The 16511-nt window shown below is 33.0% G+C and carries 16 protein-coding genes; 5 read left to right on the forward strand and 11 right to left on the reverse strand.

Annotated features, from left to right (window positions below; translation table 11 throughout):
* On the forward strand, positions 1–280 hold a 280-nt coding region (upp, locus tag ACI6PS_RS13965), incomplete at its 5' end, for a uracil phosphoribosyltransferase (RefSeq protein WP_421013188.1).
* 225 nt (positions 281–505) lie between these two features.
* Here the strand turns inward: upp and ACI6PS_RS13970 are convergent.
* Positions 506–1435 carry a hypothetical protein gene (locus ACI6PS_RS13970; RefSeq protein ID WP_421013189.1) on the reverse strand — a complete coding sequence of 310 codons (930 nt, stop codon included), beginning with the start codon at positions 1433–1435 and terminating at the stop codon, positions 506–508.
* 49 nt (positions 1436–1484) lie between these two features.
* Between ACI6PS_RS13970 and ACI6PS_RS13975 the strand changes: the two genes are divergently transcribed.
* Positions 1485–1715 carry a DUF6341 family protein gene (locus ACI6PS_RS13975; RefSeq protein WP_421013190.1) on the forward strand — a complete coding sequence of 77 codons (231 nt, stop codon included), beginning with the start codon at positions 1485–1487 and terminating at the stop codon, positions 1713–1715.
* 61 nt (positions 1716–1776) lie between these two features.
* Here ACI6PS_RS13975 and purD read toward each other — a convergent pair whose 3' ends face one another.
* Complete coding sequence (gene purD / locus ACI6PS_RS13980) at positions 1777–3048, reverse strand: phosphoribosylamine--glycine ligase (RefSeq protein ID WP_421013191.1); 1272 nt, start codon at positions 3046–3048, stop codon at positions 1777–1779.
* Between the two features lie 151 nt (positions 3049–3199).
* Here purD and ACI6PS_RS13985 point away from each other — a divergent pair, with 151 nt between their 5' ends.
* The gene (locus ACI6PS_RS13985; protein ID WP_421013192.1) at positions 3200–4003 is read left to right on the forward strand and encodes a DUF3667 domain-containing protein; all 804 of its coding nucleotides are present in this window, start codon (positions 3200–3202) and stop codon (positions 4001–4003) included.
* A 2-nt stretch (positions 4004–4005) separates the two neighbouring features.
* Positions 4006–5316: a phenylacetate--CoA ligase family protein gene (locus ACI6PS_RS13990; RefSeq protein WP_421013193.1), complete on the forward strand. Its 1311-nt coding sequence runs from the start codon at positions 4006–4008 to the stop codon at positions 5314–5316.
* Here the strand turns inward: ACI6PS_RS13990 and ACI6PS_RS13995 are convergent.
* The 6 genes from ACI6PS_RS13995 to ACI6PS_RS14020 are packed head-to-tail and all read right to left on the reverse strand — an operon-like array spanning position 5313 to position 11924.
* Positions 5313–6065, reverse strand: coding sequence for a glycosyltransferase family 2 protein (locus ACI6PS_RS13995; RefSeq protein ID WP_421013194.1), 753 nt, complete (start codon positions 6063–6065; stop codon positions 5313–5315). The two genes, ACI6PS_RS13990 and ACI6PS_RS13995, sit on opposite strands and share 4 nt — an antisense overlap.
* A complete protein-coding gene (locus ACI6PS_RS14000) occupies positions 6066–7433 on the reverse strand; it encodes an undecaprenyl-phosphate glucose phosphotransferase (RefSeq protein WP_421013195.1) in 1368 nt (455 codons plus the stop codon).
* Between the two features lies 1 nt (position 7434).
* A complete protein-coding gene (locus tag ACI6PS_RS14005) occupies positions 7435–8418 on the reverse strand; it encodes a UDP-glucuronic acid decarboxylase family protein (RefSeq protein WP_421013196.1) in 984 nt (327 codons plus the stop codon).
* Complete coding sequence (locus tag ACI6PS_RS14010) at positions 8415–9746, reverse strand: O-antigen ligase family protein (protein ID WP_421013197.1); 1332 nt, start codon at positions 9744–9746, stop codon at positions 8415–8417. Before ACI6PS_RS14010 ends, ACI6PS_RS14005 begins: the two co-directional genes overlap by 4 nt.
* Positions 9685–10797 (reverse strand): DUF1972 domain-containing protein, encoded by a 1113-nt coding sequence (locus tag ACI6PS_RS14015; RefSeq protein WP_421013198.1) that lies wholly within the window; start codon positions 10795–10797, stop codon positions 9685–9687. The genes ACI6PS_RS14010 and ACI6PS_RS14015 overlap by 62 nt, the downstream gene beginning before the upstream one ends.
* A 17-nt stretch (positions 10798–10814) precedes the next feature.
* A complete protein-coding gene (locus ACI6PS_RS14020) occupies positions 10815–11924 on the reverse strand; it encodes a glycosyltransferase family 4 protein (RefSeq protein WP_421013199.1) in 1110 nt (369 codons plus the stop codon).
* Positions 11925–11999: 75 nt separating this feature from the next.
* On the opposite strand from ACI6PS_RS14020, the gene wecB reads away from it, so the two are divergent.
* Positions 12000–13115: a non-hydrolyzing UDP-N-acetylglucosamine 2-epimerase gene (gene wecB / locus ACI6PS_RS14025; RefSeq protein ID WP_421013200.1), complete on the forward strand. Its 1116-nt coding sequence runs from the start codon at positions 12000–12002 to the stop codon at positions 13113–13115.
* On the opposite strand, the gene ACI6PS_RS14030 is transcribed toward wecB, so the two are convergent.
* From ACI6PS_RS14030 to ACI6PS_RS14040, 3 genes are read right to left on the reverse strand one after another with little or no spacing between them, the layout of a single operon-like run.
* Positions 13104–14348: a hypothetical protein gene (locus tag ACI6PS_RS14030; RefSeq protein ID WP_421013201.1), complete on the reverse strand. Its 1245-nt coding sequence runs from the start codon at positions 14346–14348 to the stop codon at positions 13104–13106. The two genes, wecB and ACI6PS_RS14030, sit on opposite strands and share 12 nt — an antisense overlap.
* Before the next feature lie 3 nt (positions 14349–14351).
* Positions 14352–15611 carry an oligosaccharide flippase family protein gene (locus ACI6PS_RS14035; protein WP_421013202.1) on the reverse strand — a complete coding sequence of 420 codons (1260 nt, stop codon included), beginning with the start codon at positions 15609–15611 and terminating at the stop codon, positions 14352–14354.
* Between the two features lie 7 nt (positions 15612–15618).
* Positions 15619–16431 (reverse strand): FkbM family methyltransferase, encoded by an 813-nt coding sequence (locus ACI6PS_RS14040; RefSeq protein ID WP_421013203.1) that lies wholly within the window; start codon positions 16429–16431, stop codon positions 15619–15621.
* Positions 16432–16511: the final 80 nt, after the last annotated feature.

The following is a 16511-nucleotide window of genomic DNA, read 5'->3' on the forward strand; positions in this document are numbered from 1 at the left end:
GAGCATTGAAAACAAAAACCTGCTTCTGATTGATCCGATGCTTGCCACAGGACAATCGATGGTGGCGGTTTTCAATAAGTTATTGGAAAAAGGAACGCCGAAGGAAATTCACATTGCGGTTGTGATTGCCGTTCCGGAAGGTATTGAATATTTGAAACAACATCTGCCTGATAATGTACATCTTTGGGTAGCGACTTTGGATGAAAAACTGAACGAGAAAAACTATATTGTTCCTGGTTTGGGTGATGCTGGTGATTTGGCTTATGGGAATAAGTTATAATTGGTTCAAGGTTTTGGGTTCTGGGTGAAGGCTTAGAATCCCGATTAATTCCTAAACTACTGTTTCCAACGGCGAAGCTAGCCCCGACAGGAGTGGAAACCCCGGAATTCAAAAAGCTATTTTTTACTGGACGAAAAGAGCGACCAACGGAAGCTCCTTTTTGGCCTTGTAAAAAAAGCTTTTTGAATGAGGAGTTGGAACGGTTGGCGGGAAATAGCTCCTTATTTATAATTGCATAAAAAACGACAAAAGGCTGAGGCCGACCACTAGAATAGCGGTGGCTTCTTTGGTCCAATTGGTTTGGATGCCTTCGAAATAGCCTGTTGCCATTACCGCCAAAGGCATAAACGTGTAGATCAGTATGCTGTTGTTCTTGTCGGGAGATACGACATAGACAGCAAACCCGATGAAGAATGCAATGATGATTTTCTTATAGGAGTTGTGGTGAATCAAGGGTTTGCTTGGCAATGTAACAATTTGCATAAAAAGAAACAGGGCCGTGATGGCGACATAAATCGACAGCGCAATGTTTTGGAATTTATTGGTGAAATAATTGAAATCGAAATTGAAATAGGCTTTTTCCAATAGATTATCGACAAGCGTTTTATCGAATACAAATGCAAAAAGCAGAAATACCACTGCAACTGTAAAAAATGCAATGTAAGGCAATACCCAGTTTCTATAATCCCTGGCTACGTGCAAAATAATGGATACGAAAACAAGAATGATGAATAGGATGCTCCAAAAATGAAACAAGGAAGCGATGAAAATCCATAACGATGCATCGAAGATTTTTTCTTTTGGCGTTACCAATGATTGAAGCGAAATCAGTCTTCGTAGCGCTAAAAGCACGAAAAAGTTGGAAATAATTAGGCTTGAAGTTCCCAAAGTTGTGGGAAACAATATCAGGAAACTGAAAAAGAATAGGAATGGAAACGTATTGTCCTTACTGAGTCCGTTTTTTTTAGTGATGAAATTCGAGATGAAAAGTGAGGCGACCAATAACAATAACAGCACTCCTTTTTTGGCGATTTCGATGCCAGAATCGATACTTTGAATGTCTTTTAATTGGTAGAGAAAGAAGCATACAATTAGCAATGCTGTGACCAAAATGTAATTAAATGGTCTTGATTTGCTAAAAATAGTTGTTATCATAAGGATATTTTATACTTTTGTAGATGTAAATATAATACTTGTACTAAAAATGAAAGCATTTTTTGAAGGAATACAGTCTTTATTCGTTGATTTTTTATTCTTGCCTTTGGATTTTTTAAGGTCTTTAGAATTGACTAGCTGGTGGTCTGCCAATCTTTTGAATTGGATTTTTATGATTATCTGTGCTTATTTCATCGTTTATTGGATTAAGCAATTGAAATTACACAAAACTAACAACGACGAGTTTCAAGATACTACGGCTCACTCTTTCTTGAAGTAAGAATTCAGAAATCAGAACAAGAAAACTCATTCTAACTTCTGAATTCAAATTCTATTTCATTTTAAAGGTCGAAACCGATATCTTTTCTAAAATACATCTTATCAAAATTTAGCCTGTCTATGTTTTGGTAAGATTTTTTTATGGCCTCTTCGAAACTGTCTCCGAAAGAAGTTACAGTTAAAACTCTTCCGCCGTTACTTACAACCTGACCGTTTTCGGTTTTTGTTCCTGCGTGGAAAACGATAGAATCCTGAACCAATTCCATTCCAGAAATTGCTTTTCCTTTTTCATACTCTTCCGGATATCCGCCTGAAACGACCATGATTGTAGTGGCACTTCTTTCATCGATTTCCAAAGTTGCCTCGTCTAGTTTTTCATTGGCTACCGCCACAAATAACTCGACTAAATCTGATTTCAATCTTGGGATGACCACTTCCGTTTCCGGGTCGCCCATTCTCACGTTGTATTCAATTACGTAAGGGTCGTTGTCCACTATTATCAATCCGATGAACACAAAACCTTTGTAATTGATTTTATCGTGGTGAAAACCATCGATTGTAGGTTTTACGATTCTATTTTCTATTTTTTCAAGCAATTCGGCATTTGCGAACGGAACTGGTGAAACAGCTCCCATTCCTCCGGTGTTCAAACCTGTATCGCCTTCGCCAATTCTCTTGTAATCTTTTGCTGTTGGAAGGATTTTATAATTTTTCCCGTCGGTCAAAACGAAACAGCTCAATTCAATTCCGTCCAAAAATTCCTCGATCACTACTTTTGAACTCGCAATTCCGAATTTTTCATTCAGCAACATATTGCTCAATTCGAACTTGGCTTCATCTAAATCTTGGATAATCAAGACACCTTTACCAGCCGCCAATCCATCGGCTTTTAACACATAAGGTGGTTTTAGTGTTTCCAGAAAATGAAATCCTTTTTCTAAAGTATCTTTCGTGAAACTTTGATAAGCTGCTGTTGGAATTCTGTGATTCAATAAAAACTCTTTTGCGAATTCCTTGCTTCCTTCTAGTCTTGCTCCTGTTTTGGATGGTCCGATTACTGGAATATTTTTCAAAAATTCATCATCAAGGAAAAAGTCTTGAATTCCAAGAACCAAAGGATCTTCGGGACCCACAACAACCATGTCTATTTTTTCGGCGATAACCAATTTTTTAATTTCTCCGAAATCGGTTGGGGAAATGTTTACGTTTGTCGCTATACCTTCAGTTCCTGCATTTCCAGGAGCTACAAAAAGTTTGTCGCAAAGCGGACTTTGAAGCATTTTCCAAGCCAAAGCGTGTTCTCTTCCTCCTGAACCTAGTAGTAAAATTGTCATTGTGTATGTTGTTTTAGTTGTAAGGCAAAAATAGTCCGTTTTGGCTTCAAATAATAATTTTTTAAGCATTTACTAACTTATTTATGTAATTAGAAGATTCATTTTGAGTTAGAAATAAATATATTTGTTGGGAATTATTTAACAACCCCAAATGAGCGAGATTTGTAAAAACTGTAGTACAGAAATTGTACTGAATTTTTGTGGCAATTGTGGCCAGAAAAAAGCAAAGCGTATTGATAGAACTTATATTAAAGATGAGATTCAATATACGGTTTTACACATGAACAAAGGCTTCTTTTATAGCATCAAAAAAATTCTGAGAAGCCCCGGAAAAACAGCAAGAGAATTTTTGGAAGGGAATCGTGTTAACCATTACAAACCGCTTCTTCTAGTTTTTGTTGTCGCGGGTATAAGTGCTTTTATAACCAACACATTGATTCATCCAGAGGTAGTAATTGGAGAATATTTTGATAATCACAAGATTAAAACTGCTTTTGATATGAAAAGCTTTAACAGCTTTGTCTACAAATATCAAGCAATATTGATGTTAGCCTCAGTTCCGATTATGGCTTTTTTTACATGGTTAGCATTCAAAAAATGGGGATATAACTATTGTGAAAATGTTGTAATTACTGCCTACTCATTAATTTATTTACAAGTATTAAGTATTTTAATTGTTGTACCTGTACAATACTTATTAAAAGACAATCCGGAGTTGTTTATGCCTATCACCTCAGGGATGACTTTTCTACTTATGTTTGGTTGCTTTGTTTGGTTTTACATTGATTTTTATAATAAAAAAACTGCTGGCGAAGTCATTATGCGCTTGTTCCTACTGGCTGTAATATTTTTTGCGATTTATTTGCTTATAATTGTTATTGCCATAATCGTTGGGATTGTATATGCCAAAACATCAGGTATTGACCCTCAAACCCTTTTCCCAGCACCTCAGTAAGCATGTTGAAAATTTTTGACCTTTCTTTAAAATTATCCGGTTTCCCCATTGAGGAAGGTAAAAAACATTTTGAAGAAATTTTAGCCATTCCAGAGTCTGATTACGAGGCTTTTATTGACAAAAAGAAAACGGAAATTGTAAATTTTCACCTGCAAAATAATTCGTTTTATAGAGAATTGAATGGTTCTGATACTTTCAATAACTGGAATGATTTGCCTGTTCTAAACAAAAAAAATCTGCAAAAACCATTATCGGAAAGGCTTTCAAAAGGATATACTGAAAAAAATGTTTTCCTAAACAAAACCTCTGGTTCCAGTGGTGAGCCTTTTATTTTTGCAAAAGACAAATATGCTCATTCCGTGACTTGGGCATCTATCATATACCGATTTGGCTGGTTTGGAGTTGATTTCAACACTTCTTATCAAGCTCGTTTTTATGGAATTCCTAAAGATTTTATTGGTTATAGAAAAGAGCGTTTGAAAGATTTTTTAAGCAAGAGATACCGTTTTTCTATTTTTGATTTATCAGATGAAGTTTTAGAAGGTTTTCTGAAGCATTTCAAATCAAAAAAATTCGATTACATCAATGGCTATACAAGTTCCATTGTTTTATTTGCAAAATTCTTAAAAAAGAAAAGCATTGTTCTAAAAGATATTTGTCCGACTTTGAAAGTATGCATGGTAACATCCGAAATGCTTTTTGAAGAAGATAAATTGCTTTTAGAAACACAATTCGGAATTCCGATTGTTAATGAATATGGAGCTTCTGAACTCGATTTGATAGCTTTCCAGAATCCTAAAGGTGAATGGCAAGTAAATGCTGAAACCTTATTCGTTGAAATTTTAGACGAAAACAATCGACCTGTTCCCATTGGACAGGAAGGTCGGATTGTGATTACCTCCTTATTCAACAAAGCACATCCTTTTATCCGATATGATATTGGCGATATTGGTGTTTTGGATGAAAAAAGCACGCTTAAAAAACCTATTCTAAAGCAACTAATTGGCAGAACAAACGATATTGCGGTTTTACCTAGCGGAAAAAAATCACCTGGATTGACATTCTATTATGTCACCAAAAGCATTATTGAAGATGATGGAAATGTGAAGGAATTCATCATCAAGCAAACCAAAATTGATTCTTTTGAAATTGAATATGTGAGTGAAAATGAGCTTTCTGAACCTCAAATCAAAAAAATAGAAGAGGCTATCAGTTTGTATTTGGAACCTAATTTAAAATTTGAATTCTTCAGAAAAGCTTCTCTTGAAAGAACAAATAGAGGGAAATTGAAGCAATTTAAATCGATACTTTAATTTCGATATTTAATAAAACCTCGGTACATCCATTGTGTCATATAGTAAATGGATTGGAATAAATTCAGGTTTTCTACTTCGCGATAAAACTGCCATTGGTATTTCAATAATTTCGATTTATTTCTTGAGAGGGAATTTTCTCTGATTCTATAAATTGCTTGCGTTTCTTGGATTCCGTATGCAAAGGGAATTTCTTTTAGATACTTTAGCCACAATCCCATATCTTGACGCTTGAAGATTTCGGGCATGTTCTTTTTACCTAAAACTTCAATGTCTATAAAAGCCGTTAGACAACTAATAGAATTGGTTTTTAATATATCGGTATAGTTAACTTTTTTAGGAACGATAAAATCCGAATACACGAATTCTAGATCCTCATTAGTCCTTCGATAGGACGAAAATACAAAATGAATATTTGTTTCTGATATAGTCCTAATGCTGTTTTCGATAAAATGTGGAAACCAAATATCATCAGCATCCAAAAATGTCATATACTTTCCTTTTGCTTTGTCAATTCCTATGTTTCGTGCTTTTGCAGGACCTACATTTTGTGCTTGAGGATAAAATTGTATTCTGCTGTCTTGGTTTGCAATATCAGCTACAATTTTACGCGTATTATCCGAAGAACCGTCGTCAACAATAATCATTTCCCAGTTTTCATGGGTTTGATTTTGAACCGATTTTATTGTTTCAGAAATATATTTTTCGGAATTAAAGGTAGGTGTTATAATGGAAACTAAGGCTTTCATTTAATATGCTTTTTCTTCTCCTTGGAAAATATTGACAACCGTTTGAATAATGATTTTAAAATCTAGAATTATTGACCAATTTTCAATATAATAAACATCATATTTGATTCTGTTTATCATATCCTCATCGGTTTCAATTTCTCCTCTATAACCACGAACTTGTGCCAATCCGGTGATTCCTGGCTTAACGTAGTGCCTAACCATATATTTCTTTATTCTATTTCCATAAACTCTATTTTGAGACCAAAGATGTGGTCTTGGACCCACAACAGACATTTCACCCAACAGAACGTTTATAAATTGTGGCATCTCATCAAGACTAGTTTTTCTGATGAATCTGCCTATCTTGGTTACTCGTGGGTCGTTTTTAGACGCTTCTTTCTCCGTTGTTTTATTGATTCTCATAGAGCGGAACTTATAACAGAAAAATTCCTTTTCGTCAATTCCTGGTCTTCCTTGTCTGAAGAAAATTGGTCCTTTTGATTCCAATTTGATTAATATTGCTAATAATGGCGTTAACCAAGACAATAGGAATATCAATACTAGTAAAGAGAAGAGAATATCAAAAGCCCTTTTAATAGCTTTTATTATAGGTTCGTGTAGTATTGTCTTTTGTAATGAAAGAACAGGAAAAACTTCGTAATAATCAATCTTCAGGTTTTTGGTGAAAATTTCTTTCGTATCAGGAATAAATTTGATTGTCTTATAGTTTTCATCTGCAAAATCAACTAATTTTTTAAGTTGATCGTTGGATATTTCACTCAAGGAACAGTAGATTTCATCTACACTGTTATTCAAAATAAAATCTTCCAGATCGGCTATTCTCCCACTTATCTCTTCATCTTTCTGCTTATCAGAAAAATATCCCAAGAATCTATAACCGTAATCATTTCTTGTTTCAAACAATTCTTTCAATCTTATTGATTCTGGCGAATAACCAACAATAACGGCATTTCTGAAATTACTTCCGGTAATAATCCTATATCTTTTAAGGTAATAGAATAATAAAAATTTTGAAGCTGTAATAAGCGAGAAGCTAAAAACTATAAAAAAAGCTATAGCCTTTCCGCTGAAAATGGTTTCTTTCGAAAAAGGATAAAAGGCAATTACAACCAAAAGAAAAATCACACTCTGTTTGAGTAATTTTGATGAAATTTCTACTGGTGTTGTAAAGCGGTATATTTGATAAAATTTAAGAAAGAAAGATACAATAAGCCATCCCACCACTTGATAACCAATATAATATACTATATTAAGATTCAGCTCTCTAAAGAAAAAGAGGCATGAAATATTTAATATAAATAAATCAATCAATAGACTAAAAGGTCTAATGTATTTTGAATATCTACCGGTGTGGGTTGCAGTCATTTTAATGGATATATCCTGTGAAATCTTTATGCTCTTCCTTCAAAAGCTCTTCGCTAGATAATGATTTAAAGTATTCATAGGTTATCTTCATTCCTTCACTTCTAGAAACTTTAGCTTCCCAGCCTAATATCTCTCTCGCTTTGGTGGTATCTGGCTGACGTTGCATTGGATCGTTAATAGGCAATGGATGATACACCACTTTTTGATTCGTTCCTGTTAGCTTAATGATCTCTTCTGCAAAATCTTTTATCGTAATTTCATCTGGATTTCCAATGTTTACCGGCAAATGATAATCTGAATGCAAGAGCCTGAAAATACCTTCCACCTGGTCATCTACATAACAAAACGAACGTGTCTGCATTCCGTCTCCAAAGATCGTTAAATCCTCTCCACGCAATGCTTGACCAATAAATGCTGGAATTACACGTCCATCATTCAATCGCATTCTAGGTCCGTAGGTATTGAATATTCGTACTATTCTTGTTTCTACACCGTGAAATGTATGGTAGGCCATTGTGATGGACTCTTGGAAACGTTTTGCTTCATCATAAACACCTCTTGGACCAATAGTATTGACATTTCCGTAATATTCTTCGGTTTGGGGATGAACCAGAGGATCACCATATACTTCAGATGTAGAAGCAATTAAAATTCTGGCTTTTTTGACTCTTGCAAGACCTAAAAGATTGTGAGTTCCCAAAGAACCTACTTTCAAGGTCTGGATTGGAATTTTTAAATAATCTATTGGACTAGCCGGTGAAGCAAAGTGAAGAATATAATCTAAATTTCCTGGAATATGGACAAATTTTGTAATATCGTGATGATAAAACTCAAAGTTTTCAAGCTTGAAAAGATGTTCAATATTTTTTAGATCTCCTGTGATGAGATTATCCATTCCAATCACGAAATATCCTTCAGCAATAAACCTGTCACAAAGGTGTGAACCTAGAAAACCCGCAGCTCCAGTAATTAGTATTCTTTTCATAAATTATTTTTATTTAAGGGTTGTATAAAATATCTTGAATTAAAGAGACAATAGATTGTCGTAAAGAAAATGACACCTCTTTGTCTGGCCAAGAATGATTCTGTCAAAAATAAACTTATCATCAGAACTGCAAAACAAAAATGGATAAAATCTTTCGTCTGTATTGCATTTCTTAAGTTTACGATAACAATCAACAACAATAATAATAGTCCAAATACACCTGTTTCGGCAAAAATCTGGATATATTGGTTATGGAAGTTCTTTTTTTGATATCCTTCATGCTTAGCATTACCAAGAAAGACGTTGTGTTCGATGCCTTTTTCTTCGATCCTGAAATCAGATGCATTGAGTCCGTATCCAGAAAAAAAGATGTTGTCCTCCTGGAGCATCTCTTTAAAGATTCTAATCTGATAGACTCTGAAAGCTGTTCCTGCAAAATATTCATTCTGCTGAAATTTATCTTTTGACCACGCTTGTTGTATACTCACATTGTAAACTGGTCCTTCTAAAAAGCTAGTGTTTAATGTTCCTTCTTCTTGATTGGCCTGAAATTCAATTAGGAAACGATCTCTAATTTTTGAAGAGAAAACTATTGTTCCTGCTAACAATAGAATCATCATGATTGTAATCCATTTTATCTTTTGTGTTGCCCTGAAATAGAATAATTCATAAAAAAGCACTAGGAGTATAAATACCAAAATGATATTTTTTGAAGACAAAAGGAAAATAAAAACTACCAATATCATCATGGCAATTTTATCAAAAATGGTCTTATTTGCTTTTCTAAAAAAACAGAAAAAAGCCAACGTCACATAAACTGAAACGTGGATTGCATTAACATCTTCGGTAACCAATTCATGATAAAAGAAAACCGATGAATCTTGGCCGGCAATAAACCTTACTAATGCCTTAATAAGATAAAAAACAGTAAAAGCTAAAGTGCTAATGCTAAAATAAGTGATTATTTTTTGCTTCTGGCTTTCAGAGAATTTCGGCATTATCATGAAGCACAAAGGAAGTACCAATAATGGAAGTACTTTTGAAATTGCTCTTGAGGTTGCATCAGTATTTTTGGTCCATAAAATTGAGGAAGCCATCAAAAGATAGAGTAGTATAGGTAGAATTAAATTAACATCGACCTTAAAATTTTGCTTTTTGAATGTTAGCAATGTTACCAATGCAAACAATCCAACAGCAATTCCATTTACAGCATATCCTAATGGAATTGTAAATAAAACGAGAATAAGAAATGGGTAATTAGGATTTTTAGCCGTTTCTTGCTTTACGTCTTGATACACACTTTTCAAATAATTGTAAGTATTTGCCATTAACTATATTCCAATTAAATTCTTCTACAATTGATTCAAAATTCTTTTGAACAAAGTGCAAGTTATTATTTTTTTTGATTGTCAGCAGAATATTTTTAACCTCTTCTGGGTTTGAAAAATATACTGCATTCTCTTTCAAAACACCTCTATTAAAATCATTATTATGTGAAGCAATCAATGCTTTTGAAGCCATTGCTTCCAAAAGTGATGGATTTGTTCCTCCTACTGAATGTCCATGAAAATAGATGTTGGAAAAAAAACGCAGATTATCTAAATGCTCTAAATTATAAATTCCTCCAACAAACCGAATATTTGAAAATGATTTGAACTTGTTTTTTAGATACTCACCGTATTTTGTATTGTGGTTTCCAACGACCAAAATTGTCGTCTTTTCTTCGCATAAAGATACCCCTTCAAGAACCATGTCTAAATTGTTTTCTGGTTCAAAACGAGCCATAATCATATTGTAGGCTTCTTTCTGAACATCATAAAGCTTTAGAATTTCCTCATTAGGATTTGAAAATGGATGAGCTCCATAGGCAATATAGGTAGATTCTTTATTGTATCTTTCTTTGAGGAATTTTTTTATTCCGAGGGAATCTGAAACCAGATAGTGACTTGAAACAGCCGCCAATCTCTCGGCAAATTTCAAGAATTGTTGAACGGGTTTTGAATATTTGGTTCGTTTCCATTCCAAACCATCCATATTAGTAATAATGATGGATTTCTTCTTTGGTAAAAGGAAAAACCAAATAGAATTGCTCGTGTAACCAAGTTGCAATATAATATCAAAATTCCTTTTTCGAGAATCCATGATACAATTGTAATCATAAATAAATTGCCCGAAGGTTCCGTATTTGTGTTCAGGATCGTTTTGGTGGATGATGTTTACGCCATAAAATGTTTTTTCCTGAAAAAGATGATTATGTGAATTGTATACATATACCTCATGCCCTTTTTCAACAAGATACACTGAGAAAAATTCTGCAAATTGTTCAAAACCTCCGTAATGATTGGGTATCCCTCGTGTTCCTAATATGGCTATTTTCATATTCTGTTGAAAAAAAATTATGGTTTTACAATTTCCTGATAGGCTTTGTATGTTTCTTCTGCGGTTTTCTCCCAAATAAATTTTTCTAAAACCCTTTCCTTTAATTTTGGATCAACCGGAGCATTATATGCCTTATCAATGGCATTTTTAATTGTTTCTACATCATCCGGCTCACAATAAAAAGCATAGTCTTCAAAATAGTCAAAAGTATCTCCTTTTTTTGTCATTACTAGGTTGCAATCCATTACTGCGGCTTCTAAGGAAGACAAGCCCGGAGTTTCCATCCAACTTACTAAAGCATGTACTTTTGCTACTTTATATAAATCCCGTAAATCTTCATGTGGAATAGCACCTACAAAAAAAACATTTTCTCCTGCTTCGCGATGTACCTCCTCAACGTATTTTTTCTGATTTTTAGATTCGTTTCCCGCTAAAACTAATTTGTATTTGGTTCCTTTGACTGCTTTAACAAGATTTAAAGTAGATTTTCTTCCTTCGATTCTTGCGGCACATAGAATACAATCTTTGAAGTGATCAAATTTATTGATACGGTCTTTATCTTCTATATTCGAAAAAATGCTTTTATCAATAGCGTTTGGAATACTGTAAAAATTATAATTATCAAGTTTAAATTCACTTGCAACCCTTTTCATTTCTGAAACTGAATTAGGCAAAAACACACTGGTGTTGTCAACAATTTCTTTCATCAAACCATAGTATCCTTTGTAGAGCATTTTATATACTCCAGAATGGAATCTTTTTTCAGAATAATGCTTGACAATGTTTTTGATGTATCCTATTTGATACGGAGATAGTATATTCGCCAGTTTTTGAAAGAGCCCGCCTCTGGCTTTTCTTTCAAACTCTGTATATAAGCCATAAATAGTTGAAAGGGCGATTTTTTTATTTTGCCTCTTTGCATTCAGCATTTGACGATAAATATCCTGTGGCTCCATCAAATTAAAAAGATGCACAAGATCATACCCTGTAAGGTCTGGCTCAAATTCTAAGGAAATATCCACTTGAACCCCCAGCTTTTCAAGAAATTCTTTTGTTTTCAACATTTGAACCATATCGCCACCTGGAGCTTTATATAAATTAGTTCTTGTCTGAAAAAGTACCTTCATCTTTGTGTTTTGGAATTGCAAATATAGTTTTTATTAGTAGTTTTACGATTCTCTATTATTAGGATTTTTTAAGATATGAAAAAAGTATTATTCCTCTTCGGAACCCGACCTGAAGCAATAAAAATGGCTCCACTTATTGAATGTTTTTCTCAGAGTAATTCCTTTGATGTAAAAGTTGGCGTTACTGCTCAACATAGAGAAATGCTTGATCAAGTGTTGGATTTTTTTGATGTAAAAGTTGATTTTGACTTGGATATTATGAAGCCAAATCAAACGCTTCATCAGTTGACTGCTGATTTGATTACAAGAATAACGAATGAAATTTTATTGAAAGAATCTTTTGATTATGTTTTTGTTCAAGGCGACACAACTACCGTTTTAGCGGCATCTATGGCGGCTTTTTATCAAAAAATCAAAATTGTTCACATCGAGGCCGGTTTAAGAAGTGGCGATATGCTTTCTCCATTTCCTGAAGAAATGAATAGAGCCTTAACTTCAAAACTTGCTTCTTTTCATTTTTGTCCTACAGTAAATTCTCAAGAGAATTTAAAAAAAGAAAACATTACAGAAAACGTATTTGTTGTAGGCAACACTGTTATTGACGCATTGCTTTCCGGGCTCAAAAAAGTGAGCACTACCGAAGAATCATCTTTGTTTAAAAAATATGATTTTATTGATTTTTCTAAAAATATCATTCTGGTTACTTGCCACAGAAGAGAAAATTTTGGCAAACCATTTGAAGAAATATGTGAGGCGCTAATCGAAATTTCTACGGTTTTTAAAGATGTTCAAATAGTATATCCCGTTCATCTCAATCCAAATGTAAAAGATATTGCTTATAAAAAATTGATAGCCGAGAATATAAAATTAATTGCTCCACTGGATTATCCTGAACTTATATGGATGATGAGTAAAAGTAAAATCATTTTAACTGATTCGGGTGGAATTCAAGAAGAAGCGCCAAGTTTAGCAAAACCAGTTCTGGTGCTCCGTGAAGTTACAGAACGAATGGAAGGTGTAGTGGCTGGTACAGCTGTTCTTGTTGGTTCTGATAAACAAATGATTGTATCGCAAACGAGCAGGCTTTTAACTGATACTTCCTATTATGATTTAATATCAAAAGCTTCGAATCCTTATGGTGACGGAACAACAAGCGAGAAAATTTTTAATGTTTTGAATTTAATCGAGTAGTTTCTTTTCTTTATTGATGTAATTTGATCTCAGGCAAATTAGATATCCGATGAGTATCGATTTTGTATCAGCTTTAAAGTAATATCCCATAAATACCCAATTAGAAAGAATCAAATACAAACCCGTTCCTAGCAAAATTAAATCCAATTGTTGCACAATAGGATGTTTCGATTTTGACCCTTTAAAGTACATTCGGAAGGATAAAATCAGTAAAATAACCCCCAACAAACCTGATTTTAAAAAAACCGTCATAAAACCATTGTGAAGAATTGAGATGTATCTCAAAAGGACACCATTGAGCAACATTTCTGACTTTATATCGATTTTTGAGCCCGCTCCTTTTCCTACCAAGATTGCAGTAGGCCCATCGTTCGTTACTTCTCTAACTGTCAGTATGTTTTCATACGATCGATAATTGTCGTTTAGGTCTTTATAATCTTCGCGGTTAATTTTAGTTTTGAAGGGTTCAATTGGTGCAATTTTCACTTTGTATAAAAACGCTTCAAAACCAACTCCATTTCTTTTGGGATTGATGTATAAAATAGCTGAATAGCCAATAATTGCAACGAAAAAAAGCGAAGCTAGAATGGTTACTGACCGGACATTTATTTTAAAATAACCTTTTAGAGCAAAAAAGAGAACAAAGAATTGTATAAAATTTGTCCTTGCAAGGTACATAAATGATGAAGCACCTATGATTGCTAGATAGATAAGTGCTTTTTTTCTGGAAAACTGTATGCCCAATTCATCTCTAAAAATCAATATAATTAAAGCATAGATTTCAAAATCACTAAAATAACCTGCATATTCCCTGATGGCATTTACGTTTGAAGCACGAAATACCACAACGGATATAATGAGTATTAAAAAATGGTATAATGCTATTATTAACCCTGTTTTTACAACTAATTCAAATGGATTCTTTCCGATTCTATTTAAAAGTTGATAACCAACCAATAATCCTAATATGGGCTTAAATAAGTAAGTGATATCCCTAACAATGTAGTAAAAAGAATAATCTTTAAAAAACTGCACTACTATCGCGATTAATAGTATAAGGGTATAAAATGCAACCTGCTTTAAAAAAACAACTGAATATTTTTTATTTATGGAAACAAATGCGGTAAGTAGCCAAATTGTGAAGGTTAATTCAAAATTATCAAAATAAGGTACAGAAACGCACAGAACAAATAAGATTTGAAAAATAGTCTCCTTATAAATCTTTAAGCGCATTTACTACTTTTTTAGGTTTTTAAAAGAACCATTAAAATATAATGATATAAATAAAATTTCGGAAAGGATCATTGCAAAAATTACTGCATATAATTCATAGTAATTTATAAATAGTAACAATAACAATACATTTACTATCGTCACAAAAATAGTAATCATTATATATTTTTTAGTTTTTGCCAGAACTAATACAAATTGCTCTAAAGGTAACGAAAATGACATTAATAAAGAAACTATTAATGACAGTCTAAATACGGGAAGCAAATTTGTCAAATAAGCACTGTCTAAATTAAAAAACAGCAGTATTCTTTCTGCAAAGATATAGGCAAATATCAGTACTAATGAAATTAGAAGAAAATTGAAAAAAGTATATTTTCTCCAGTACAAAAATGCCCCAAACTTATCAGACACAAACTTGTAACACAAACTTGGATAGAAAAATTTTAAAAGAACCTGGGTATAAGTCCTAAAAAGCGTAATCACTTGTTCTATAATTTTATATTGACCAGCAACACTAAATCCTAAAAAATAACCCGTCAAAACTAAAGGGGACAATTGTCTTGCGGATAAAAACAATTGCGACATACAAAAAGTAAAATCAGTTTTTATGATAGTAATAACAGCTTGTAAGGAAGGTAATTTAATTTTTATATTGTATTTTCTATTTATGATTATAATTCCTATTACATTAAAGAATAACGAACTTACTCCTAAAAAAAAGTTCGAAAAGATATAATCATTTGATTCTTTTATGAATCCAAAAACCAATAAAACATAAACCGTTTTAGAAAAGATGTTTAATATTGAAAGTGTCCGGAATTTCTCTAATCCCTGCAAGAACCATATTGGGTTGAAAACCTGAGCAAAAACAATTGTTAGACTAAGCAGGTATAATTGCTTTTCTTTGTGAAGGAATGGAATGAAGTGGATCGCCAACAAAGCAATTAAAAATGCAATACTGAACAATGAAAGCTTTGTAAAAATTGCAACGGATAGTATTTTTCCAAGTGATGCCTTGTCAAATCTGTTTTCTGAAACTTGTTTTGTTCCTTTTACGTCAAATGCGTAATCAACAAGCAATATTAAGAAAAGTGACATCGCAAATCCCAAGCCTACTTTTCCTAGCCCTTCTTCGCGGCAAATTCCAACTATAAATGGGGCTATTATTAGAGGGCTCAAGAGATTAAAAGATTGACCAAATCCGTAAATCAAGAAATTGATTTTCTTTTCATTTTTGATTATTTGGAGTAATCTTTCTTTCATATTTTAATTAAATCCAAAAATGTATCATGACAGGCTTTGGCATTTTTTCATAGATTCCTGTAAGATAGTAGTTGTATTCTGGTACAAACCCTTTTATCAAAGCTATTATTTCGTCCGGATCATTTTGGGTATGATAGGTTGTAATGGCAATTTTTGGTTTGTTGCGTTTAATGGTCATTTCGGCACCCTTCAACATTTCTTGCTCAAAACCTTCAATATCTGCCTTCAAGTAAGTTATAACTTCGTTATTGGATAATAAAGTATCTATTTTTTGTATAGCTACCTTATTCGTATTTTCAACAGCCTCAGTAATCATTCCGTCTAAAGAATTTTCATCAAATGAGATTATTCCATCTTCATTTCCTACGGCAGTATTGAAAATCGTTGTTTTACTAGTAAACTCTTTGAAAGTCTTTTGCAAACACTCATGAAATGTTTTGCTGGGCTCAATCATGTAAATATGCTTACACTTATCTATAACGGTCAGCGGAAATAAACCTTCGGCAGTACCAATATCCAATACAATTTCATTGGCTTCTACCTTTGTATGTTCTTTTTGATAATAATGCCAGTCTTTTACATCAAAAGTTTCGGCAACAACCTGGTCTAATCTATCAATTGAAAAAGATTTTGGCCAAAATAGTATATTAGGTAAACCTCTGAATTTTATTTCAAATTGATCTTTAGTTTCAATTTTTTCAATATATTTTTTTGCAATAGTATTTATTTTTGGCTTTGTCAAAAAATAAAGTAAATCCTTAATTGTGATATTATTTTTATTAACAAAGATCCAAAAAAATAGAATTTTTAATCTACGCATTCGTTATGTGTTGTGAAATATATTTTTCTTTAATAAAAAAAAGTGAACATTATAATGTTCACTTTTTTTTATTAAAGAAA

It is taken from the genome of Flavobacterium sp. PLA-1-15 (assembly GCF_049060005.1).
Lineage (GTDB): Bacteria > Bacteroidota > Bacteroidia > Flavobacteriales > Flavobacteriaceae > Flavobacterium.